The sequence below is a fragment of the Flavobacterium sp. 1 genome (assembly GCF_002797935.1).
Taxonomy (GTDB): Bacteria; Bacteroidota; Bacteroidia; order Flavobacteriales; family Flavobacteriaceae; genus Flavobacterium.
The window spans coordinates 1,432,032-1,456,943 of record NZ_PGER01000001.1 but is presented as its reverse complement, the minus strand read 5'-3'; the positions used below and the strand labels follow the sequence as shown (position 1 = coordinate 1,456,943).

At 32.6% G+C, this 24,912-nt stretch carries 19 protein-coding genes; 12 read left to right on the top strand and 7 right to left on the bottom strand.

The window, feature by feature from the left end; genetic code table 11:
- Positions 1 to 11 precede the first annotated feature (11 nt).
- Both msrB and CLU83_RS05885 read right to left on the bottom strand, forming a co-directional pair.
- Positions 12 to 404, bottom strand: a complete 393-nt coding sequence (gene msrB, locus CLU83_RS05890; RefSeq protein WP_100430756.1) for a peptide-methionine (R)-S-oxide reductase MsrB — start codon at positions 402 to 404, stop codon at positions 12 to 14.
- A gap of 5 nt (positions 405 to 409) precedes the next feature.
- Positions 410 to 1,279: an alpha/beta hydrolase gene (locus tag CLU83_RS05885; protein ID WP_100430755.1), complete on the bottom strand. Its 870-nt coding sequence runs from the start codon at positions 1,277 to 1,279 to the stop codon at positions 410 to 412.
- A 191-nt stretch (positions 1,280 to 1,470) separates the two neighbouring features.
- Between CLU83_RS05885 and CLU83_RS05880 the strand changes: the two genes are divergently transcribed.
- The 6 genes from CLU83_RS05880 (at position 1,471) to CLU83_RS05855 (ending at position 11,201) form a co-directional block, all read left to right on the top strand.
- On the top strand, positions 1,471 to 2,901 hold the full coding sequence (locus tag CLU83_RS05880) for a glycogen synthase (RefSeq protein ID WP_100430754.1): 1,431 nt from the start codon (positions 1,471 to 1,473) through the stop codon (positions 2,899 to 2,901).
- A complete protein-coding gene (locus CLU83_RS05875) occupies positions 2,891 to 4,171 on the top strand; it encodes a glucose-1-phosphate adenylyltransferase (protein ID WP_100430753.1) in 1,281 nt (426 codons plus the stop codon). The genes CLU83_RS05880 and CLU83_RS05875 overlap by 11 nt, the downstream gene beginning before the upstream one ends.
- Positions 4,172 to 4,575: 404 nt before the next feature.
- The gene (locus CLU83_RS05870; protein WP_100430752.1) at positions 4,576 to 6,510 is read left to right on the top strand and encodes an alpha-1,4-glucan--maltose-1-phosphate maltosyltransferase; all 1,935 of its coding nucleotides are present in this window, start codon (positions 4,576 to 4,578) and stop codon (positions 6,508 to 6,510) included.
- Positions 6,511 to 6,562: 52 nt separating this feature from the next.
- Positions 6,563 to 8,482, top strand: coding sequence for a 1,4-alpha-glucan branching protein GlgB (gene glgB / locus CLU83_RS05865; RefSeq protein ID WP_100430751.1), 1,920 nt, complete (start codon positions 6,563 to 6,565; stop codon positions 8,480 to 8,482).
- A 123-nt stretch (positions 8,483 to 8,605) separates the two neighbouring features.
- Complete coding sequence (locus CLU83_RS05860; protein WP_100430750.1) at positions 8,606 to 9,937, top strand: MFS transporter; 1,332 nt, start codon at positions 8,606 to 8,608, stop codon at positions 9,935 to 9,937.
- Between the two features lie 628 nt (positions 9,938 to 10,565).
- Entirely contained in the window at positions 10,566 to 11,201 is a 636-nt protein-coding gene (locus CLU83_RS05855; RefSeq protein ID WP_100430749.1) for a hypothetical protein, read from the top strand.
- A 285-nt stretch (positions 11,202 to 11,486) separates the two neighbouring features.
- Here the strand turns inward: CLU83_RS05855 and CLU83_RS05850 are convergent, their stop codons facing one another.
- From CLU83_RS05850 to CLU83_RS05830, 5 genes are all read right to left on the bottom strand, one after another.
- Positions 11,487 to 12,683, bottom strand: coding sequence for an IS256 family transposase (locus CLU83_RS05850; RefSeq protein ID WP_100430748.1), 1,197 nt, complete (start codon positions 12,681 to 12,683; stop codon positions 11,487 to 11,489).
- Between the two features lie 105 nt (positions 12,684 to 12,788).
- Positions 12,789 to 13,508 (bottom strand): head GIN domain-containing protein, encoded by a 720-nt coding sequence (locus CLU83_RS05845; protein WP_100430747.1) that lies wholly within the window; start codon positions 13,506 to 13,508, stop codon positions 12,789 to 12,791.
- Positions 13,509 to 13,550: 42 nt separating this feature from the next.
- The gene (locus CLU83_RS05840; protein WP_100430746.1) at positions 13,551 to 14,621 is read right to left on the bottom strand and encodes a hypothetical protein; all 1,071 of its coding nucleotides are present in this window, start codon (positions 14,619 to 14,621) and stop codon (positions 13,551 to 13,553) included.
- Complete coding sequence (locus tag CLU83_RS05835; protein ID WP_100430745.1) at positions 14,605 to 15,141, bottom strand: anti-sigma factor; 537 nt, start codon at positions 15,139 to 15,141, stop codon at positions 14,605 to 14,607. The genes CLU83_RS05840 and CLU83_RS05835 overlap by 17 nt, the downstream gene beginning before the upstream one ends.
- Complete coding sequence (locus tag CLU83_RS05830) at positions 15,138 to 15,692, bottom strand: RNA polymerase sigma factor (RefSeq protein WP_100430744.1); 555 nt, start codon at positions 15,690 to 15,692, stop codon at positions 15,138 to 15,140. Before CLU83_RS05830 ends, CLU83_RS05835 begins: the two co-directional genes overlap by 4 nt.
- 214 nt (positions 15,693 to 15,906) lie before the next feature.
- Here CLU83_RS05830 and CLU83_RS05825 point away from each other — a divergent pair, with 214 nt between their 5' ends.
- The 6 genes from CLU83_RS05825 (at position 15,907) to CLU83_RS05800 (ending at position 24,677) form a co-directional block, all read left to right on the top strand.
- On the top strand, positions 15,907 to 16,854 hold the full coding sequence (locus CLU83_RS05825) for a DUF6252 family protein (RefSeq protein ID WP_100430743.1): 948 nt from the start codon (positions 15,907 to 15,909) through the stop codon (positions 16,852 to 16,854).
- Positions 16,855 to 17,089: 235 nt separating this feature from the next.
- On the top strand, positions 17,090 to 19,543 hold the full coding sequence (lon, locus tag CLU83_RS05820) for an endopeptidase La (RefSeq protein WP_100430742.1): 2,454 nt from the start codon (positions 17,090 to 17,092) through the stop codon (positions 19,541 to 19,543).
- Between the two features lie 192 nt (positions 19,544 to 19,735).
- Complete coding sequence (gene porQ / locus CLU83_RS05815; RefSeq protein WP_100430741.1) at positions 19,736 to 20,758, top strand: type IX secretion system protein PorQ; 1,023 nt, start codon at positions 19,736 to 19,738, stop codon at positions 20,756 to 20,758.
- 58 nt (positions 20,759 to 20,816) lie between these two features.
- Entirely contained in the window at positions 20,817 to 21,509 is a 693-nt protein-coding gene (gene cmk, locus CLU83_RS05810) for a (d)CMP kinase (RefSeq protein ID WP_100430740.1), read from the top strand.
- Between the two features lie 76 nt (positions 21,510 to 21,585).
- Positions 21,586 to 22,962 carry a nucleoside permease gene (locus tag CLU83_RS05805; protein WP_100433631.1) on the top strand — a complete coding sequence of 459 codons (1,377 nt, stop codon included), beginning with the start codon at positions 21,586 to 21,588 and terminating at the stop codon, positions 22,960 to 22,962.
- 320 nt (positions 22,963 to 23,282) lie between these two features.
- Positions 23,283 to 24,677 (top strand): glycosyl hydrolase family 8, encoded by a 1,395-nt coding sequence (locus CLU83_RS05800; protein ID WP_100430739.1) that lies wholly within the window; start codon positions 23,283 to 23,285, stop codon positions 24,675 to 24,677.
- Positions 24,678 to 24,912 lie beyond the last annotated feature (235 nt).

Here is a 24,912-nt window from a genome sequence, read left to right as displayed (position 1 = left end):
TAAGAAAAAAATTATTTTTCTTTAAAATCAACAGATAAAGAATTAACACAATAGCGTTGTCCCGTTTTTGTTGGACCGTCTTCAAAAACATGCCCCAAATGACCTCCACAATTGGCACAAACAATTTCAGTTCGTGTCATTCCATGTGTTGCATCCGGTATGTATTCTACTTTTCCTGGTATTGATTCATCAAATGATGGCCAGCCGCAATGTGCATCAAACTTAGAATTGCTTTCAAACAGAGGAGTGCCACAACCGCCACAACAATAAAGTCCATTTTCAAAATGCAGATTATATTTTCCTGTATGAGGATATTCTGTTCCTTTCTGGCGAAGAATTCGATAACGCTCCGCGCCTAATTCGTCTTCCCATTCTTTCTCTGATTTTGCAATAGGATAATTCATGATTATTATTTTTTAATAAAATTAATTATTTTTTCAATCACTTGGTGATCTGCAAGTATCTTTCTGTGACCTAATTTCTCAGTCAGCATTAATTCTCCGTTTTTAAGATGTTTATGAATGTTAATTCCTGATTTCACTGGTACTTCAGGGTCATTTTTGTCATGAATAACCAAAGTTGGAATTAAAGTTGTTTCTGCTGCTTTATAAGCACTGTAATCATTCATTTTTCCTCCGTATTTTTGTTCAAAACGCTCACATAATTGTTTACTAATGATTGGTTTTAAACCCAATTTGGCAATAAAATCATCAGTAATATCCTGCACCACATCGCCGCTTCCAATAATAACAGCTTTATCTGCCATCAAACCTTGCTTTATAGCATTCATTACTGACATTCCTCCTAGAGAATGACCAATGACAGCTTCAAAAGGTCCAAATTGTTTATCAATTTCAATAATAGAAGCAATAAAATCAACCATAATAGTCTTATTTCCTGGAGATTTACCATGTGCAGGTGCATCAAAACTTACGGTTGCATATCCTAATTTAATTAATTCATCGGCAATTTTATACAATTGCGTTCCCCTTCCTGACCAGCCGTGAACTAATAGCACTTTTTTGTCAGTATCACTTTTGCCATATTCATAAACATTAACTTTTCTGTCTATTGCCGGAATTGTAATCATTTGCTGTATGCTTTTTACATCCATTTCACTTTCTCGTTTTGGAATCTTATGTTTTATTGGGGTAATAAACAATTTAGATGCAAAGACAACAGCCCATTTTGTTGACAGAAACGAAATAACCTTACTGGATAGTATTATAATTTTTGGAATTTTTAAAGGTTTAGTATGTTTTGATGCATTTTTTGTCATATTGATAAAATTTTTAGAAGTCTTTATATATTAATTTTTTTTAACTAAATTTAAAAAACACAAAAGTACTATAAATTTAATGTTAATATAATTTAGTTTTTTGCAATAAAATTTACAATTTTTTAAATTTTGTGTCTTCATTGATACATCTGAAAAAAAATTACATCTTAAGAAATTTAAATAATTAAAGAATGGAAATACTTCACGTGGGTGCAGAATGTTACCCAGCGGCAAAAGTGGGGGGACTGGCAGATGTAATTGGTTCATTGCCAAAATATCAAAACAATGCAGGAAATAATGTTAGCGTAGCTATTCCATGTTATCAAACAGCATTTAGATTAGAGAATAATTTTGAATGTATTCATTCGGGAAAATTAAAATTAGGTCATTTCAATTTTCCTTATAGCGTACTCAAAGAAACATCAGATAAACTGGGATTTGAGCTTTATTTAATTGAAATACCAGAGCTTTTTGACCGGTCAAATATTTATAACTATAGAGATGATACAGAACGTTTTTTGTCCTTTCAGATTGCGGTATTAGACTGGATTTGCGGATTAAACGTGATGCCAGATATTATTCATTGTCATGATCATCATACAGGGTTAATTCCTTTTATGAAAAAGTATTGCCCGAAATATGAAAAATTAAAAGATATACCCACAATTATAACCATTCACAATGGTATATATCAAGGGATATTTACATTTAACAAATTGTATTATCTGCCTGAATTTGATTTGATTAACATAAAAGAATTAGAATGGAATAATTGTATTAATTCATTAGTCGCAGCTGTAAAATGTGTTGATGAAATTACTACGGTATCAACTAGTTATCTTAATGAAATTAATTATTCTGCTAATGGTCTTGAAACTTTATTTCAGCGAGTGAAGCACAAATCAAGAGGGATTCTTAACGGAATTGATTTAGATGTTTGGGATCCAAATAGCGATCCGATGCTAGAAAAAAATTATTCAGTTAATACAATTAATGAAGGAAAACAAAAAAACAAAGAGAAGCTGTGTTCGCTTTTTAACATGAACCCCGCAAAACCGCTTTTTAGTTTTATTGGAAGATTATATGATGAAAAAGGAGCCGATTTATTACCAAAGGTTATATCATCGGTTTTGACAGCATATAAAGACGAAATTAATTTTTTAATTTTAGGATATGGAGATATTGAGATAGAAAATCAGCTTAAACAATTACTTGAGGTATACAAGGGAAATTATCATGTTCACATTGGTTATGATGAGGAATTAGCTCATAAAACGTATGCAGGATCTGATTTTATTTTAATCCCATCACGCATAGAGCCTTGCGGTTTAAACCAAATGTATGCAATGCGTTATGGAACAGTTCCAATAGTACGAAGAACTGGAGGATTGAAAGATATTATTACTGATTTTGAAGATAATGGAAATGGCATTTGCCATGATCAGGCATCTGTAGAAGACATTTGTGATGCTATACATAGAGCTGTCGGTTTATATTTAGATAAAGAAGCCTACGGCCAAATTAGAATTAAAGGAATGAACACAGACCATTCTTGGGAACACGTGAGCCAAGAATATATAGAATTATATAATTTAATTATTGCTAAAAGACATGAAAACTAAAAAGAAAAATGTTATCGCTATTATTTTAGGAGGAGGTCAAGGTTCGAGATTATTTCCTCTAACTGCCAAAAGATCAAAACCCGCTGTACCGATTGGAGGAAAATATAGATTAGTAGATATTCCAATTTCAAATTGCATCAATTCTGATATTTATAAAATGTTTGTATTGACTCAATTCAATTCAGCTTCTTTGAATGCACATATTAAAAACACTTATAATTTTAGCATTTTCAGTCATTCTTTTGTTGATATTTTGGCTGCTGAACAGACACCTGATAATCCAACTTGGTTTCAGGGAACTGCAGATGCAGTAAGGCAATGTATGCCGCACTTTTTAAATCATGATTTTGATTATGCTTTAATTCTGTCTGGGGATCAATTATATCAGATGGATTTTAATGAAATGCTTGAAGCTCATATTGAGTCCGAAGCCGACATTTCTATCGCAACATTACCTGTAAATGACAAAGATGCTCCTGAGTTTGGAATATTAAAAACCAATTCTGAAAGCTGTATTGAATCTTTTATAGAAAAACCTGCAAAAGAATTATTGCCTGATTGGAAATCAGAAGTAAGCGATGAGATGAAAAGTCAAGGAAAACACTATCTGGCTTCAATGGGTATTTATATTTTTAATAGAAAACTATTAATTGAATTGATGTCTGACACAGAAACCAAAGATTTTGGAAAAGAAATCATTCCGCAAGCCGTTGGAAATAAAAAACTGCTAAGTTATCAATATGAAGGTTATTGGACTGATATTGGAAATATTGACTCATTTTTTGAGGCAAACATTGGATTAACAGATGATATTCCTCAATTTAATCTGTTCGATAATGACAATAAAATCTATACCAGACCACGATTGCTGTCACCATCTAAATTTCATAACACGCTAGTTGAAAGATCTTTAATTTCAGAAGGCTGCATTATTCATGCCAAAGAAATTACTAAATCAATTATAGGAAACCGCTCTCGAATAGGAGAGGGTACTGTAATTCAGCACAGCTACGTAATGGGAAATGATTTATATCAAAGCATTGAAGATATTAGGGAAAACATTGAAAACAAAATTCCTTTAATTGGTATCGGTGAAGGATGCTTTATTCATAATGCAATTGTCGATAAAAACTGCAGGATTGGTAATGACGTATATGTAAAAGGAGGCAAGCACTTAAAGGATACCGTAAATGAATTATATTGCGTAAAAGAAGGAATTGTAGTGATTCGAAAAGGAGCCATAATTCCAAATAATTTTACTATCAAATAAATCAAATATTTTAAAATTTCATATCTAAGAAACTAATTACACCAAATAGACAGTTCAATTCATTGCGCTTTCAATTTGGTGTAATTAGCAATTATAAGTTATTAGCTTTATATAAAACTTCAATTATTTTAAGAGTCAATCCAAAATTTTAAAATTAATTTGATTATTTTACTAAAAAAATAAATCCTTGAGTTTTGACGCAAAATGAATACAGTTTTTTTTAAAATCGATTATTTTCTTTCAGTAATAATGCAAAAAAAGTTGCTTAATTCAGTAATTTCATTTGTTATTCATAACAAATAAAAGAGGAATGAATCAAATTAATAGATTATTTGCATTTCTTAAAATTAGTTTCTATAAACCCTTAATATTTACTAAATTTCATATTCAATTTAACTAATACTATGCAAAATCAAACCCGAATAATTATAGAAAATGTTTTACCGCAACTCAATAGCGGGAGCTTCACAATTAAAAGGATTGTTGGTCAAAAAGTTTTTGTAACAGCTGAAGTTTTTTCAGATGGACATGATGTTGTAGAATGCTGCGTAAAATTCAAGCATGAGAATGATAAAAATTGGCAGGAAGTTCGAATGACACCGACCCAAAATGATGAATGGTTTGCAGAATTCCAAGTGGATAAACAAGGGAAATACACCTATTTTGTTGAAGGATGGGTAGATTATGCCTTGAACTGGCAACACGGTACTGAGCGAAAAATCAATGATAATCAGTATGTAAAATCCGAACTGCTGGAAGGTGCTGAATATGTTCGTGCAATTCTCAATTTAGTTGATGCTTCCGATAATGAGTACCTTAATCGATTAGTTTATTATTTCACTACAGAATCCGAATACGATAATGCAGTTAGAGAAACAAAATCGGAAGAACTTATCCAAATTTTCAAAAAATATCCTATCCGATTTTTAGAAAATAAATCGATTGATTTAGAAATATATGTAGATCGAAAAAAGGCATTGTTTAGTACTTGGTATGAATTTTTTCCTCGTTCGGCATCAGAAGAAGATGGAAAGCACGGTACTTTTAAAGATTGCGAAAGACTGCTTCCTAGAGTAGCTGAAATGGGATTTGATACGCTCTATTTTCCTCCGATTCACCCAATTGGAGAAGTCAACAGAAAAGGGAAAAATAATGCTACCAATGCCGAATATGGAGATGTGGGCTCTCCTTGGGGAATTGGTTCTCATCACGGCGGACACAAATCAACCCATCCTGAACTAGGATCGATTGAAGATTTCAAGGAATTGGTTCAAAAAGCCAAAGATTTAGGAATCGAAATCGCAATGGATTATGCCCTGCAGGCAGCTCCGGATCATCCTTACGTGAAAGATTTTCCGCAATGGTTCAAATGGAGACCCGACGGAACTGTTCAATACGCCGAAAATCCTCCAAAAAAATACCAAGACATTCAGCCTATATATTTTGAAAGTTCGGACTGGAAAAATTTATGGAAAGAACTCTTGGATGTAGCTCTATTTTGGATTGAGGAATGCGATGTTCAAATTTTCAGAGTTGATAATCCGCATACCAAACCCTTTTATTTTTGGGGCTGGCTAATCGCTGAAATAAAGAAAAAACACCCAGACGTATTATTTTTGGCAGAAGCATTTACTCGTCCCAAAATCATGAATGAGTTGGCAAAACAAGGTTTCAGCCAATCTTATTCATATTTTACCTGGAGAAATTCCAAACAAGAATTAACCGAATATGTTGAGGAATTGACGCAAACTGAACAGAAAGAATTTTATAGACCTAATTTTTGGCCTAATACGCCAGATATTAATCCATTTGCTTTACAGCATGGTAATGAGTCTGTTCATCTGCAGAAATACTTTTTGGCAGCAACCTTAAGTTCCAATGTTGGGATTTATGGCCCCGTTTTTGAATACATGGTCAGTACGCCGATGGCTCCCGATAAAGAAGAATATTTGCATTCTGAAAAATACCAATGTTACACATGGGACTGGAGTATTCAAAATAAATTGATTACTCTTATCGCTCGTATCAATTTCCTTAGAAAAGAGCATTTATCTTTACAGCAAACCAATAATATCGTTTTTTGCGACACCAATAATGACCAAGTAATAGCCTATTATAAATTTGATGATGAAAAACAGGATGAAACTTTGATGATCGTTAGCCTGGATTCACATCATACAAACAAAGCAATGGTCAGACTGCCTGTTGATAAAATCGGAACGCATAACATTCAGATTACCGATTTGATTACTGGAAATTCTTATTCATGGAATTATGAATGGAATTATGTAGAACTTCCTCCAGAATTGCCATTTCATCTATTTAAAATCAACAAATAAAAGGTTCATAAATTACTTGATTGCAATTTCACAAGAAAAATAAAATACAAAAATGAACAAAATACAAACCTATTCGCTTTTTACAGATTTCGACATTGATTTATTCAAAGCAGGAAAACACTATAGACTTTATGAAAAATTAGGAGCGCATCTTATTGAAGTTGATGGCGTAAAAGGTGTTTATTTTGCCGTATGGGCTCCATCGGCAAGAACGGTTTCGGTAATTGGGGACTTTAATTATTGGATTCAAGGAGAACATCCATTACAGGTGCGCTGGGATTCATCTGGGATTTGGGAAGGATTTATTCCCGGAATCGAACAAGGAACTACCTATAAATACAAAATACAGTCGAATAACGGCGGGATTATTACCGAAAAAGCGGATCCATTTGCTTTTTATTGTGAAAAACCGCCACATACAGCTTCTGTAATTTGGAATCTTGATTACATGTGGAATGACAAAAAATGGATGGAAACCCGCAAAGAACATAATGATTTAGATAAACCATATTCGGTTTATGAAGTTCATTTAGGTTCATGGAAAAGATATGGAGAAGAAAACCGATTTTTAACTTATCTGGAATATGCCGAAGATCTGGTAAAATATGTAAAAGAAACTGGTTTCACGCATGTTGAATTTATGCCGATTATGGAATATCCCTATGATCCATCATGGGGATATCAATTGGTAGGCTATTTTGCACCAACTTCCCGTTTTGGAAATCCTCAGGATTTTATGGTATTGGTGGATAAATTACATCAGGCAGGCATTGGAGTAATTCTGGATTGGGTTCCTTCACATTTTCCAGAGGATGCCCATGGATTGGGATTTTTTGACGGTTCTAATTTGTTTGAACATCCAGACCGCAGAAAAGGATATCATCCAGACTGGAAAAGTTTAGTTTTTAATTATGGGCGAAATGAAGTTCGTTCCTTTTTAATAAGTAACGCTTTGTTTTGGCTACAGCATTATCATATTGATGGTCTTAGAGTAGATGCTGTTGCTTCCATGCTTTACTTGGATTATTCCAGAGAAGAAGGGGAGTGGGAGCCTAATATTTATGGCGGAAGGGAAAACTTGGATACAATCAGCTTTTTAAAAGATTTCAATGAAGCGGTTTATAGCAATTATGAAGGCGTACAAACAATTGCCGAAGAAAGCACTTCTTTTCCAATGGTTTCCAGACCTACATTTGCCGGAGGATTAGGTTTTGGAATGAAATGGATGATGGGCTGGATGCACGATACTTTAGAATATTTTCAAAAAGAAACAGTCTATAGAAAATACCATCAAAATGATTTGACATTCTCAATGACTTACACTTACACCGAAAATTTCATGTTGCCGCTTTCACATGATGAAGTGGTATATGGAAAAAGGTCAATAGCGGGAAGAATGCCTGGAGATGAATGGCAAAAATTCGCTAATCTACGATTGCTTTACGGTTACATGTTTACGCATCCGGGGACTAAATTATTATTTATGGGATCCGAATTTGGTCAAAGCAGTGAATGGAATTTTCAAAACAGCTTGGATTGGCATTTATTGCAGTATCCTTTTCATAACGGTATAAAATTAACCATTACAAAGCTAAATGAATTATATAAAACGGAACCAGCTTTATATGAAAAACAATTTAGTTCAGAAGGTTTTGAATGGATTAATTATTCAGATCATGAAAATGCAGTGATGTCTTTTATTAGAAAAGGAAACAATCCAAAAGATGATTTAATTGTTGTTCTCAATTTTACTCAAGTAGTAAGAGAAAATTATCAAATAGGTATACCAAAATCAGGGAAATTAGTTGAAATATTCAATAGTGATGACACTGATTTTGGTGGAAGCGGAGTGAAAAACAGTAAAAATTTGTCCGTTGAAAGCAATCCGTATGATGGAAAAGAATACTCTGCAATTTTAACACTTCCCCCTTTGAGTGCTGTTGTTTTTAAAACAGACAATACTAAATTATAAATCACAAAAGAGCTGAGTACAAAATAATAATGATTTAGCATTAAAAAATTAATGCTGTTAATAGTTCAATTTTTGTTATTCCAATTAAAAAATAAATAAATTCGCAGAATAAAAAAGACAAATATGGTAGATTTAGCAAAAGGAAGCAAAAAATTATTGAACGCATGGGCATTTTACGATTGGGCAAATTCAGTTTATCCTCTAGTAATTTCATCGGCTATATTTCCAATTTTTTACGAAGCATTATTTTCAGAAAGAAATCATTACTTGACCGTGTTTGGAATCAACTTTAAAAATTCCGCTTTAATTAGTTTTGTAACTGCTGGAGCTTTCTTGATGGTCGCTATTTTTTCTCCGCTATTATCAGGAATAGCCGATTATGTTGGAAATAAAAAATCCTTTATGAAATTTTTTTGCTATTTAGGAGCATGTTCCTGTATTGGCTTAAATTGGTTTAGTTTGGAAAATATTTATGTTGGATTATTTTTTTACTTTTTTGGATTAATTGGTTTTTGGGGGAGTTTGGTTTTTTACAATTCCTATTTGCCCGACATTGCATATCCAGAACAGCAGGATGCAGTAAGTGCCAAAGGCTATTCTCTCGGGTATATTGGCAGCGTAATTTTATTAATTCTAAATCTTGGAATGGTAATGTTTCCTGATAGTTTTGGTATTATGGGTGGCAGTAAAGGTGAAGCTGCAATGAAAGCAATGAAATATTCTTTTGTAATGGTTGGAATTTGGTGGATACTTTTCAGTCAATATACTTATTATTTTTTACCAAAAGGAAATAAAAATGCCGATAGAAAAGTAACCAAAGCCGTTGTCTTTAATGGCTTCAATGAATTAAAAAAAGTTTGGAAATTATTAGAAGCTAACATTTCCTTAAAAAGATATTTAATAAGTTTTTTTGTTTACAGCATGGCTGTTCAAACAGTGATGCTTATTGCTACTTATTTTGGTTCTCAAGAAATCGCCTGGGAATCACCAAGTCAAAGCCAAAAAGGACTAATAACTTGTATTTTATTAATCCAGATTATTGCAGTAGTTGGTGCGGTACTTACTTCTAAAGCTTCTGCAAAATTTGGGAATATACCAACTCTTATTGTAATCAATTGTTTTTGGGTTGTACTTTGTTCTGCTGCTTATTTCATACGCACTCCTAATGAGTTTTACATCATGGCAGCACTTGTAGGGCTTGTAATGGGTGGAATTCAGGCATTGTCCCGTTCTACCTATTCTAAACTTTTGCCAGAAACAGAAGATACTGCTTCCTTTTTCAGCTTTTATGATGTTACCGAAAAAATTGGAATTGTAATTGGAATGTGTGTTTATGGTATCATTGATCAAATTACTGGGAGTCCAAGACTAGCCATTGTGTTTTTAGCTGTATTCTTCATAATAGGTGTATTACTTTTGAATAGAGTACCCAAAAGTGACGCTGTATCAAAATAGATAGTTATTTGTATTGATCCAAGTATGTTTTTAAAACGATAAAAGTTTAAAAACATACTTGGATATAACTGTATTTGCCAAAATTACAATATTACAAAATTCGAATCCTATAAAATTCATGTCCCCTATCTTTCACGTCTTCATTTAGCTTTTCACAAGTAAAAATTGAATGCCATTTTGCAAAGTAAGTTTGCACATTGTGTTTTTTTCCAAAATCAATTACTCTTTTACTAACAATAGACGATTGATAAAATTCAAAAGTACATTTATAATCATTTTTTTGAGCTTAATTAATTTTAAAAAAAATAAAAAAATAAGTAATTGTTAATCAATGCATTATTAATTAATTTGATAGAAATCACTATCACATCAGTTTTTATTTACAATAATTAAATAACAGTCAATTATATTTGCACAAAATTAGCTTTATAATATTGAAAATAATTACGGCAATTTAGGGAAATAATTACGGTAATTTAGTTAAATAAATTTTAGTTCTTTTTCTCTTAAATGATCAAGCAAGAAAACTAAGGTTTTATTTTTTACAATTTTCAGACCAGATTTACGTTTATTCATAAGATATTTTTTAACAAACCCATTTTACTATTATAAAAAAATTTAACCAACTATGAAAAAAATCGTTTTTGCATTTCTGCTAATGACCGCTATGGCTCAAGGACAATCATTTAATTACGACAGATTATTCCTTGAAAGCGGAATAGGAGCAGGATTTCCATTATCTCAATTTTCTCCTACTGGAAACAGTAACGGAACCATTTCATTAATACATTTTCAAGGAGCTTTGCGCTACATGTTCAACGAAAGTGTTGGAGTAATGGGAAGTTTAAATTATGATCTTTTCAAAAATGACTTCAATCAAAAAAGCGAACAAAAATTGGCTGGTTTAGAATTAGTTTATAATGTTGGTAAAGCTCTTAATTTATCTGGAGAATCTGATAATTTTACAATGTTACTACATGGAGGTTTAAATGCTGGTGCAATATCAAGCAAATATAAAGACCATGATTACATTGGAGCTATAGTTTTCGGAATTAAGCCAGTATGGGCATTTAATGATAAAGTTTCATTTTTTGCTGATCTAACTTACAAAAGCGTAATGGCACAAGATGTTTATTACAATGGGCAAAATACAACTTATCCAAATCCAGGCTCATTTTCTAGTAGTCAAATTGGTTTAACTTTTGGAATCATAGCTTCTCTGGGACAAAATCGTACGAATGCTGATTTTTTCCATATTAGATAATAAAATTAGGAGACAGGCTGTAGTTTTTAGGCATTCATAACAGCAAAATAGTTTTGATTTCTGTTCTTTTTTATGAGTACCTCAAAAGCTGTTGATACAAATGGGAGTAGTATAGAGTATAAAATGAGATCGATAAAACAGATATTCGTTAAAAAAACAAAAAGAGGCTATCTAGTAGTTATATACTAATTAGCCTCTTTTTATTTTAAAAATACTTCATTCAATATAAATGACACTATCCTAAAAAGTGTGTAAGTTAAAAACTATAGGGGTTTGACTTTTTAATTAAAGTTGAACCCTTTTTTCAAATATAGTTAAGAACTGGTTGAGGATTAATCCCCAGTTTTGGATTGGCATTGACCATTTTTTGGTTGCTTCTCTCAAAGCCAAATATACAGATTTTAAAACAGCTTCATCTGTTGGGAATGATAATTTGTTTTTGGTATATTTTCTGATTTTGCCATTGAGATTTTCGATTAAATTTGTGGTGTAAATTATTTTTCTGATTTCTACAGGAAAGTCAAAAAATACGGTAAGTTCCTCCCAATTTTCTTTCCAGGATTTAATCGCATAGGGATATTTATGATTCCATTTTTTAGAAAAATCTTCCAAGGATGCTTTGGCCGCTTCTTTAGTTGGAGCGTTGTAAATAAGCTTCATATCTGCTGAAAAATCTTTTTTATCCTTCCAAACCACATAACGTGCCGAGTTCCTGATTTGGTGTACTACACAGATTTGGGTTTGTGATTCTGGGAATACATTTTTGATGGTTTGCGTAAAACCATTTAGGTTGTCAGTAGCAGTAATTAGTATATCTTGAACACCTCTAGCTTTTAAATCGGTTAGAACTCCAAGCCAAAAACTAGCACTTTCATTTTTTCCTAGCCACATTCCCAGTACTTCTTTCTTACCTTCTCGGTTCAGACCAACGGCTAAATAGATGGTTTTGTTGATTATTTTTGAGTTTTCACGAACTTTAAAAACAATGCCGCCCATCCAAACTATTAAATAAACAGATTCTAAAGGCCTATTTTGCCAAGCAATAATATCACTCGAAACAGTATCGGTAATTCTGGAGATGGTACTGGTAGAAACCTCAAAGTTATAGACTTCTCTAATTTGTTCTTCAATGTCACTATTGCTCATTCCTTTGGCATAGAGAGAGATAATTACGTTCTCTAAACCATCAAGCATACTTTGCCTTTTGGGAACAATTAGTGGGTTAAATGAAGCGTCTCGATCTCTTGGAACTTGAATCTCGGATTCTCCAAATGAGGTTTTTATTTTCTTGTTAGAGAAACCATTACGAGCATTGGGTTTAGTAGTTTTCTCGTGCTTTTCATACCCTAAATGAGCATCTAATTCGCCTTCGAGCATTTTCTCTATTCCTCGTTTTTGTAGTTGGGCTAAAAAGCCATAAAGGTCTTCGCCTGTTTTGAATTGCTTCAAAAATTCATCGGATAATAAATCTTCCTTTTTCATAAAATGTGTAAATATTAAAATTAAGTAAAAAAAGTATGAGCGTTTGCACAAACCCTCATACTTTTTTTACTTACACACTTTATGGGATACTACCATATAAATCAATTATATTTTTGAAATTTCACCAGAACCGCTGACTTTGGTATCTTTTGATTGAGGATTGCCTTTATATTGAATATCTCCGGAACCTGAAACCCTGGCATACAAACTCTCGATGCAGTTTACTTTCATATCTCCTGAGCCTGAAATACTGACATCAGCTTTTTTTGCAGTAAGATTAACCGCATCTACATCACCAGAACCTGATGTTTTGGAAGTAAAATTATCTGTATTGCCACTAATAACAACATCCCCAGAACCGCTAAGGTGAGCTTCAAAATCTGTAGCTTTAACATCCAAAGTCAAATCTCCTGAACCAGATAATTTAGCTTTTAAATTTTTGGCAACAATAGTATTTTTAGACTTCACATCCCCTGAACCAGAGAGAGAAACAGCACTAATTTGCTCAAAAGGCACTGTCAGAACAATACTTTCTTTGGTACTGATATTTATATTTTTCTCAGTATAAATTTTTAAAATATTATCTTTTACTTCGACCTTGATGTAAGGCAATAAATTTTCTTCTCCTTTAATAGTTATTCCGCCTTCTTTTCCAGAAACCAAGACTACATCAAAAAAGCCAGACACATTGATCTCATCATAGCCAACAGTAGTTCTTTTTTCAGTAACTATTTTTCCATTCCCTTTAATTCTGTTCGATTGAGCATGCCCCATTACAGTAACAAACAAAGCTCCTAAAATGATTAATTGAAGTGATTTTTTCATTTTTAATTGATTTAAAATTATTAATTGATTTTGTGATTGAAACTATTTTTGAACATCGTTTTTGTATAATTTTACATTTCCATAGTCGGAAGTAATAGTAATTTTATTTTCACCTTTTTTCTTGTAAAACCCACTGACAGTTTTTGTATAGTTGGTTTCTTCTTTGGAATTAACATTCAACTCATTGTCATATTTGAAATCAGCATACTTTACAGTCACATTAAAATCAAAAACATAATTGGAATGAAAACCTATGTCGACTCCTGAATAGCCAGCTGCAATAGCAATGTTGTTAGCTTTAGGCTGAATAGCTTGAATAGAAACGTTACTGTATTTAGTATTTAATTTTAATTGATTGAAAACAGAACCAATGTCAATCGTTAAATAATTGCCATTTGCCTCCAGTGAATTTACTTTATCAATTTTGACACTTCCGTATTTGCTATTGTATTTTACATCACCACCTTCTCCAATTTCTATTTCAGAATAATCAGAAATCAAATCAATTTTAGCAGCGCGTTCAATTTTCAATCCTGAATATTTTGAAGTTATAGTGCCATTTTTTAAAAAATCAATTGTTGATTTTAAACAATAACCAGTTTGAATTTTATTACTGTTCCCATTCAGATTTGCTAAATTAATTTTACCGTATTTGCAATTAATATCAGTAGCAGAAAACAAATCAGTTGCACTAATGTTTCCGTACTTGTTATTGAGTGTTACACTTCCGTTTTTGGGGATTTTTATAGTATAGTTGATTTCAAAGCTGTTATTTCTTCCATTGTTTCTTGAAATGCTATTTTTAAATACCGTCTTAGCAGTGACCATACTTTTCAACGCTATAAAATTGACATCAATAGCATCCAGTTTTTGATTAACCCATTTTTCGCTGTCGCCGCTAACCTTAATAAGCACCTCGATTTCGATCTTGTCTTCATTCCAGGTAGTTACAAAAATATTACCATAAGAGTTGTCAATATTAATACCTGCATCACTATTCACTAAATATGCTTTACTAATGCTTTTTTGTTTTGAATAGCTAAAATCATCATTTGAAAATCCCAAAAAAGGAATTAAAAAAAGAATTAAGAATATTTTAAATTGTTTTTTCATCGTTTAAGTTTTTAAGTTTTTCAGATTCTTCAATACGCTGCAAAACACTTTGCAAAAATGAAATTCGGGTTTGCAGATTGCTGATCATTGCATAAATAATAGGTTTGCTTTCACCGTTAACTTCCAATTCATGCATAATTTTTGCATAATCGCTATCAAGCGATTTCATCTGTTTTAAGGCATCATTGATGATTTTTTCATTTTCAGGTGATTTTTTTTCATGGATTTTTTCCAATTCATTTTTAATCAATACAGTAAAAATAGAATCTGTCTGTTTTGTTTCTTTAGAAGCAAATTTTAATTCTTTTGGTTTTTCATTATTGGTATAAAACAATGACACGCCGAGCATAACAACTACTGAAGCAGCAATAGCATAGATAAAACTGTAATTTATTTTTTTCTTTTTAAGAACCATTTTCTTTGAAAACCTGTCTAAGTGTTCATTGTCTAATTCTTGGATATCCCACTGATTCTCTAGATTTTCAAATAATTGATCTAATTTCTCATTTTCATTTTTCATATCTCATTTAATTTTTTTCTTAAACTTTCTTTAGCTCTGCTCAAAGTTGTTCTGCAGTTAGCGTAACTAATTTTAAGAATTTCGCTTATTTCTTCCTGATCATAGCCTTCTATATAAAATAGAGTCAAGACCATGCTGTAATTGTATTTCAAGGACTGAATTGTTTCTAAAATCTGTTTTACTTTTAAATCATTAAAATCTAATTTTTCTTCCCTATCAATATCGTTTTCTTCTAGTTTGTAAAGTGTTTTTTCAAAATCTTCTGTTTTAAATTGATTATTCTTTTTGTAAAAATCAATACTGTAATTTACTACAATCCGTTTTAGCCAAGCGCCAAAAGCAACTTCTTGTTTAAAATCATTTATCTTAGTAAATGCTTTCAAAAAGCCCTCCTGCATGACGTCTTCGGCAAAATGCTCATCTTTCACAATTCTATAGGCCACATTATACATCGCCTTGCAATAGCGATTATAAATTTCAAATTGTGCTTTCTGATTATTTTCTTTGCAAAGCGAAATTAATTCTTCGATATTTTGACTCTTCTGATCCAATTAAATAGTAATGATTTATAGTAAAGACATGAAAGTTTTTGATTTGTTACAGTTTTATAAAAATAGTTTGTTTTTATAAATAACTAAACTTTAATGCTATAGAAAATTATTGCAAACTTTATGTTTTTTAATAGGAAAATTATAAGTAAAATCAAATTTTATTCAACAGAATAATTGTAATAAATTTGCCGCTTAATTACAAAAAATAAGTTACATGAAAAAAATTAGTATTTTGTTTCTGGCAATTCTTGCTTCGGTTTTTGTCCTAAATTCCTGTAGTAAAGATGAAAAAATTGATGATGTTGCCGATGTTGAAAAAGATGGCACTTTAAAAGTTGATTTTGATGGAAAAACTTTTATTTCAACTACTGTTCAAGCAATAGTAAATGATAATTATATTTCAATAACGGGACTCAGAGCCCCAAATGGAGATTTTATTCAAATTACTTTGCCTACAAACAAAGTTGGAACTTATACTTGGAAAAGTTTTAATAATTTTGATGATACTTTAGGTTTGGTTTACACTCCGGCAGGAGGATCAAATTCTTTTATATGTGCACCTAAAGAGGAAGTTGACGCTAGTTTGGATTATACCGACACAGGAAGTTTGACAATTTCATCAATAGATAATACTACAAAAAAAATATCAGGAACTTTTCAATTTACCGGAGTTGATTTTATGGCTAATAAAGGCAAAGGAGAAGCGAAAATATTCACCAAAGGAGTATTTACAAACATCTCTTTTACATCTGATGTAAACCCAAATCCTACTCCAAATCCTACACCAACACCAAGTTCAAATACATTTTCGGCTAAACTAGATGGAGTGGCTTTTGTTCCGACTAATATATTTGCGATTTTACAAAATAATAAAATAGCAATTTCTGCAAGAAAAGGAAGTGTAGAAACTATTGGGTTATTTTTGCCAAGCACCGTTAAAGCTGGAACTTATGCCGTTGAAGCTTATGGCTTGGATTATTCATTTCTATACAATAAAGATATGACAGCAAATGGTACTTTCACAGGTGCAGGATCTGTAACTATAACTAGTCATGATACATCAAAGAAAATAATTAAAGGTACCTTTACTTCAAAATACACTTCTCTTTTGGTTAAAGATACGCATAATGCAACTGAAGGAGCTTTCAGTATATCCTATTAATTGGATTAAATTTTAATTTTAAAATCCGCCATAGTGCGGATTTTTTTGTTTTGTTTTAAATGGAAATTATTTAAATAAAATAGGATCCAGTTTCATTTTGGCACAATGATTGCCTTATTAAGGCTCGAATATTTTAATGTATTTATGTATCGATATTAGCTTAAAATATTGTTATGATACCTTATATTTGCGTTCCTATCTAAAAAATTAATGACAAAAAGACTTAAATACTACTATGTCAAATCATAAAATACTTACTATTGACAATCTGTCACTTCAAGAATTTGATTCAGAAGCCGAATTGATTCCATTATTGACTCCTGAAGATGAGGAAGAAATGAATAATGAAGAACTGCCGGATTCATTGCCAATTTTACCTTTACGCAATACTGTTTTATTTCCAGGAGTTGTAATTCCAATTTCGGCAGGGAGAGATAAATCGATAAAATTGATTAATGATGCCAATGCCGCTGGAAAAGTAATCGGGGTAGTGGCTCAAATCAATGAAGATGATGAAGATCCTACGTTTGATGATATCAATAAAATTGGTACTGTAGCGCGTATTCTTCGTGTTTTAAAAATGCCCGACGGAAATGTAACGGTTATTCTTCAAGGGAAAAAGCGTTTTGAAATTAGCGAAGTCGTATCGGAACAGCCATATTTGAAAGCAAAAATAAAAGAAGTTCCTGAAAAAAGACCAACAAAGAAAGATTCTGAATTCAGTGCCATTATTGATTCAGTAAAAGAATTGGCTGTTAAAATTATCAGCGAAAGCCCAAATATTCCTTCAGAAGCAACTTTTGCTATCAAAAATATTGGAAGCCCTTCATTCCTGATCAATTTTGTTTCTTCCAACATGAATTTATCTGTCAAAGAGAAACAGGAACTGTTATCTGTTAACGGATTAAAGGAACGTGCTCTGGAAACACTTCGCTATATGAATGTAGAGCTGCAAAAATTAGAATTGAAAAACGACATTCAGTCAAAAGTCCGTTTTGATTTAGACCAGCAGCAAAGAGAATATTTCCTGCATCAGCAGATGAAAACCATTCAGGAAGAATTGGGAGGTGTTTCACAGGAGGAAGAAATGGACGAAATGAGCCTGAAAGCCAAATCCAAAAAATGGGATGAAAAAACGCAGACACATTTCGAAAAAGAATTGTCTAAAATGCGTAGAATGAATCCGCAAGCTCCTGATTTTGGAATTCAAAGAAATTATTTAGAGCTATTTTTAGATTTGCCTTGGGGTGATTATTCTAAAGATAATTTTGACTTAAAACATGCTCAAAAAATATTAGACAAAGATCATTTTGGTTTAGAGGACGTCAAAAAAAGAATGATTGAACACTTAGCCGTACTTAAATTAAGAAATGACATGAAGTCACCAATTATTTGTTTAACAGGACCTCCAGGTGTTGGGAAAACATCCATCGGAAGATCTGTAGCAGAAGCATTGGGAAGAGAATATGTGCGCATTTCATTAGGCGGTTTGCGAGATGAAGCGGAAATTCGCGGACACAGAAAAACATATATTGGCGCCATGCCGGGACGCATCATTCAGAGTTTAAAGAAAGCTGGAACATCAAATCCTGTATTTGTTTTGGATGAAATTGATAAATTATCTTCCAGTAATAGCGGAGATCCTTCTTCTGCCTTATTGGAAGTTTTAGATCCAGAGCAAAACAGCGCTTTTTATGATAATTTCCTCGAAATGGGTTATGATTTATCCAAAGTAATGTTCATAGCAACTTCTAATAATATGGCAGCGATTCAACCTGCATTGATTGACCGTATGGAAGTTATAAAAATGTCTGGGTACACTATTGAAGAAAAAGTTGAAATTGCAAGAAAACATTTGTTCTCTAAACAATTGACTGCCCATGGACTGAAAGCTAAAGATTTGACTATTGGCAAAAAACAATTAGAAAAAATTGTGGAAGGCTACACTCGCGAATCTGGAGTGCGCGGATTGGAAAACAAAATTGCTCAAATCGTTCGTAATGCTGCCAAATCGGTAGCGATGGAGGAGGATTACAATAAAAAAGTTACTGACGAAGATATTATTAAGGTTTTAGGTGTTCCAAGACTAGAAAGAGATAAATACGAAAACAATGAAGTAGCTGGTGTTGTAACCGGACTTGCTTGGACTAGTGTTGGTGGAGATATTCTTTTCATTGAATCACTGCTTTCTCCAGGTAAAGGCTCAATGACTATTACCGGAAATTTAGGAACGGTAATGAAAGAATCGGCAACTATTGCTTTAGAATATATTAAAGCCAATGCCGAATTATTGGGATTAAACCCTGAAATATTAACTAAATACAATATTCATCTTCACGTACCAGAAGGAGCAACTCCAAAAGATGGACCAAGTGCAGGTATTGCTATGCTGACATCGTTAGTTTCTTTGCTTTCACAAAAAAGAGTAAAGAAAAATTTAGCCATGACAGGAGAAATTACTTTGAGAGGAAAAGTATTGCCTGTTGGCGGTATAAAAGAAAAAATATTAGCTGCAAAAAGAGCAAATATCAAAGAAATCATCTTATGTCATGAAAACAAAAGCGATATTGATGAAATCAAAGCCGAATATTTAGAAGGACTTACGTTTCATTATGTAAAAGAAATGAGCGAAGTTTTAGAATTGGCCATAACAAAAGACAAAGTTAAAAACGCAAAAGATTTGAAATAAGCCTAAATCATTCGATTCTTCAAATTCCAAATTTCAATACCGAATTAAATCGGAGTCATTGAAATTTGGAATTTATTTTTTTAGAATTTAGCCTCATTAATTTATGTTTCAGATTTTGTTTTATATCCATTTATTAGCTGTTATTTTTGTAAGTTTGAAGCTTGGAATTTCAAACCTGCTTTTGATTATTATATGTCCCAAAAACTTATATTTTACTATTCTCTTTTAATTTGTTCTGTATCTTACGGACAAATAGGAGGGAAGCACACTTATGAGTTTTTAAATTTGATTACTTCGCCAAGACAGGCTGCATTAGGAGGAAAAACGATTACTATTTATGATGAAGATGTCAATCAGGCACTTTTCAATCCTGCATCAATCAATGATGAAATGGATAATCGTTTGTCATTAAATTACGGAAATTACTACCAAGAAGTAACATACGGAACTGCTTCTTATGCTTATACTTACGATCAGCATTTACAAACATTTCAGGCAGGAATCAATTATATCAATTACGGAAAATTTGATGGTTATGATGAAAATGGCTTGCCTACAAGTTCATTTACTGGCAGCGAAATAGCCCTTTCGTTGGGCTATGCCTATAATATTCCCTATACCGATATTCACTTAGGCGCTAATGCAAAACTTATTCAGTCCACATTAGAGAGCTACAATTCTTTTGGAGCCGCAGTAGATTTAGGAATGGTGTATATTGATGAAAAGAATGATGTCAATTGGGCTTTAACCTTAATGAATATTGGAACACAATTTACAACATATGACGGCACAAGAGAAAATCTACCTTTTGAAATTATCGCAGGAGTTTCTCAAGAACTAGAGCATGTCCCGTTACGCTGGCACTTAACTATTGAAAATTTGCAGCAATGGAATTTAGCTTTTTCTAATCCTGTAAATTCTGAAACTTCAATTGATGGCACTTTAACAGAAGAAAAAGTATCCTTTTTTAACAATGCGTTACGGCACATGATTTTTGGTGCAGAACTTTTCCCAAAGAAAGCCTTTAATATTAGATTGGGATATAACTTTAGAAGATCTTCTGAACTGCAGATTCAAGATCAGCGCAATTTCTCTGGATTGTCATTTGGTTTTGGGCTAAAACTAAACAAACTGAAATTTAATTATTCGTATTCCAAATATACTTTGCCTGGAAATACCAGCTTGTTTGGGTTGATAATTAATTTTGGAGAATAATTTTAGAAAAAGAAGAAAAATAATTGAGTAAAGAATATAGAATTACAACTTATTTAAAATGAAAAAAATAACCATAGCAATAGACGGATTTTCATCCACGGGAAAAAGCACATTAGCCAAACAGCTTGCTAAACATTTGGGATATGTATATGTAGATACTGGCGCTATGTACCGTGCAGTAACTTTATTTGCCATGCAAAATAATTGCATTGGAATCGAATTTTTGGATAAAGACAAATTGGTAAACAGCTTACCTACTATAAAATTAAGTTTTAAATTCAATTCCGAATTGGGTTTTGCAGAAATGTATTTGAACGATGTCAATGTAGAGACCGAAATTCGAACTTTGGAAGTTTCCAGTTTTGTCAGCGCGATAGCAGCGATTTCAGAAGTGCGTTCCAAATTAGTTGAACAGCAACAGGAAATGGGTAAAGAAAAAGGAATCGTCATGGACGGCAGAGACATTGGAACTGTTGTTTTTCCTAATGCTGAACTTAAAATATTTATGACCGCAGGAGCCGATACCCGTGCACAAAGACGTTTTGACGAACTGCAGGCAAAAGGAGATTCGGTTTCCTATGAAGAGGTTTTGAAAAATGTTGTTGAACGTGATTATGTTGACACTCACAGAGATGATTCACCATTGGTAATGGCAGCTGATGCTATAGAAATAGACAACTCTTATTTGGATCGTAAGGAGCAATTTGATGCTGTTTTAGAGTTAGTAAATGAGGTTATTAATACTATATAATTTTTTTGGTAATATCAATTTTAATGGTAGATTTACGCGTCTCAAAAATCTACAAATAAAAAACACAAATCATCTTATGGGAGTTAAAAACAGATTGATAATAATGAGTTTTCTTCAATTTTTTGTTTGGGGAGCATGGTTAATTACAATTGCGAATTATTGGTTTGGCACCAAAAACTGGGAAGGAACTCAATTTGGTTTGGTTTTTGGAACCATGGGAATTGCTTCACTTTTTATGCCAACTATTGCCGGTATTATTGCCGACAGATGGATTAACGCTGAAAAACTATACGGTATTCTACAAATTTCATACGGAGCAGTTTTATTTTATATTCCTGAAGTTACTACACCTGATACCTTTATATACATTATGCTTTTGGCAATGTGTTTTTATATGCCAACGATAGCTTTGAGTAATTCGATTTCATATAATGCCTTAAAAACAAACGGTTTGGACGTAGTGAAAAGTTTTCCTCCAATTCGTGTATTTGGTACAATAGGTTTCATTGCTGCGATGTGGATTACCAATTTAACTGGAAACAAAGCCACCGCTTATCAATTTTATATTGCTGGAATTGCAGCTATTGTATTGGGAATATACTCCTTTACATTGCCTAAATGTAAACCACAACGATTAATTAAAGAAGACGCTTCTTTGATGGAAACATTAGGATTAGGTTCTTTCAAATTATTTGCCAATTATAAAATGGCTTTATTCTTTATTTTTTCCATGTTTTTGGGAGGTGCTTTGCAATTAACAAATGCCTATGGTGACGTATTTTTGGATGAATTTAAACATTTTCCAAAATATGCCGATTCTTTTGTGGTGAAATATTCTACTATTATTATGTCAATTTCTCAAATTTCAGAGACTTTATTTATACTTGCTATTCCATTTTTCTTGAAGCGTTTTGGAATTAAACAGGTGATGCTGATTAGTATGCTGGCTTGGGTATTGCGTTTTGGTCTTTTTGCATTTGGGGATCCTGTTCAAGGGCTATGGATGATTATTTTGTCCTGTATTGTGTACGGAATGGCTTTTGATTTCTTTAATATTTCTGGATCTTTGTTTGTAGAAACGCATACAGATGCCAAAAACCGTTCTTCGGCTCAAGGAATGTTTATGATGATGACTAATGGAGTAGGAGCGATATTAGGGAGTTTTACTTCGGGATGGGCGATTGACCGTTTTTTTACGAGGTCATTTACCAACACAGCCGAATTATCTTCTTTTCTGCAGACAGACGTTGCAAATCCAAAGATGTTGGAATTTATAAAAGATCAAGGAAATTCAATTTCAGCCGATGGTTTGTTGCAAAACGTAATCATGATGAAAGACTGGCATATGATTTGGCTGGCTTTTGCAATATATTCTTTGATTGTAGCTGTAGCGTTTGCAATTTTGTTCAAACATGAACATAATCCAAATGAAGTGGAGAATTTGAGTCATTAAGAAAATATTCTTCAATAAAAAATATTGCCTTAAAAAAGCAAATCAATCCTAGCAGTTTTTGCTGGGATTTTTTTTATCAAATGTTTTAAAGCTAGTAATAGTTACTAGGCATATTGGTTTGGTAGAGTCATTCCCTAAAAAATTTGGTATCGAATTTTATGTTTTCACTTTTTAATATTGATAAAAAATGGTCAAATATAAATACGGCAGGAAAGTTATGTCTCAAGAGTAAAAATAACTTTATGTAGTATATTATTGCAATTTATGATTTTTATATTTAAAAAAAATCTTACTTTTGAAAAACCCAAATCATATATATAATGAAAAAAATATTCTTATTCATTTTTTTAGCATCCAGTACATTAGCATTTTCTCAAATCCAACCATTTCCTGCTAATAAAACATACGTAAATGGATTAATGGCTACCACAAAGAATAGTCAAGACGTTTTAGACAGCTATGCTACCTGGAAAAATAATTTTGTAGAACAATGTACTAATGGCCGTTATCGTGTAAAATTTGATGATCGTTCTCAAACTGTTTCAGAAGGAATTGGTTACGGAATGTTGCTTTCGGCTTACATGGGAGAAAAGACCCTTTTTGATGGATTTTGGCTATATTATAAAGGTAATGTAAATGGTAACGGTGTTATGAATTGGAAAATTAATGGCTGTTTTGAGGCTATTGGACAAAATGGCGCTACCGATGCCGAATTGGATGTAGCTTTTGCATTAATTGTAGCCGATTATCAATGGGGAAGCACTGGTACAATAAACTATAGAAAAGATGCCGGGACATTAATTGCTGCAATCAAGACTCATGAAGTTGAAGTTAATACTTTTGTACTAAAACCCGGTGATGCCTTCGGAGGAAGTTCGATAACTAATCCGTCTTATTTTGCACCTGCTTATTATAGAGCTTTTGGAAGTCTTACTAATGATGCTGCTTTTTGGAATTCAGTTGCCACAAAAGCTTATACCGTCATCAATAATAATTTGAGCAAAAACAATGCGGTTTACGGATTAGTATCTGATTGGTGCGTGGCTTCGGGCGATTATTCGAATGAAGCCAATGGTTATGCCAATCAGGGAAAAGCATATACTTATGATGCCGCGAGAACACCATGGCGTATTGCTGTTGATTATTTATGGTATGGAACAGCAGATGCCAAAATCTATGCAAAAAAATCATCAGATTTTGTTAGGGTAAATTTGGGAGGTTCTGCTAATATTAAAGATGGCTACAATCAAGATGGGAGCTTAAAGGGGCAGTGGCATAATGCTACTTTTGTGGGGGCATTTGCCTGCGCCGCAATGGGAGGTGATAATCAAGCGCATTTAGATGCTTCTTATATCGATTTAAAAAACTTGAACGAGCCTAATAGTTATTTTAATCATACCCTGAAAACGTTATATTTATTGGCTTTGACAGGTAACTTTTATTTGCCTCCAACTGTAACTTTGGCGAATTCTGACTTTACTATTAATTCGGATGCAGTTTTGGTATATCCAAATCCCAGTAAGGGCAGTTTTACTATTTTCTCGCCAGAAGCATCGATTATTTCAGTAATTTCTCCACTAGGAGGCGTCATTTTAGAACAAAAAACTGCTTCTGGAAACACTGTAGTCGATTTAAAAGATAAAGCTGCTGGTGTTTATTTTGTGAAAATTGCTAATGAGAATAAAAGTGTAATTAAAAAAGTAATTTTAGAATAATACCCAGTTTAACATTTTGATTTTTAGAGTTTTTTTCTGTTGTTTCCAAACAGTAACTATAAAACCTAGCTAGCCCGGATAGAAGTGAAAATCCTTTTATGTTTTTCCTTTAAAAACATAAAAGATTGCAACGGATAGCGGGAACAATATCAACAAATACGCCTAATCATTCGCTCCTTAACCATTTTTTTGCCCGTTTAACGTTTTATGTCAATATCGTGTCATAAATATTTTG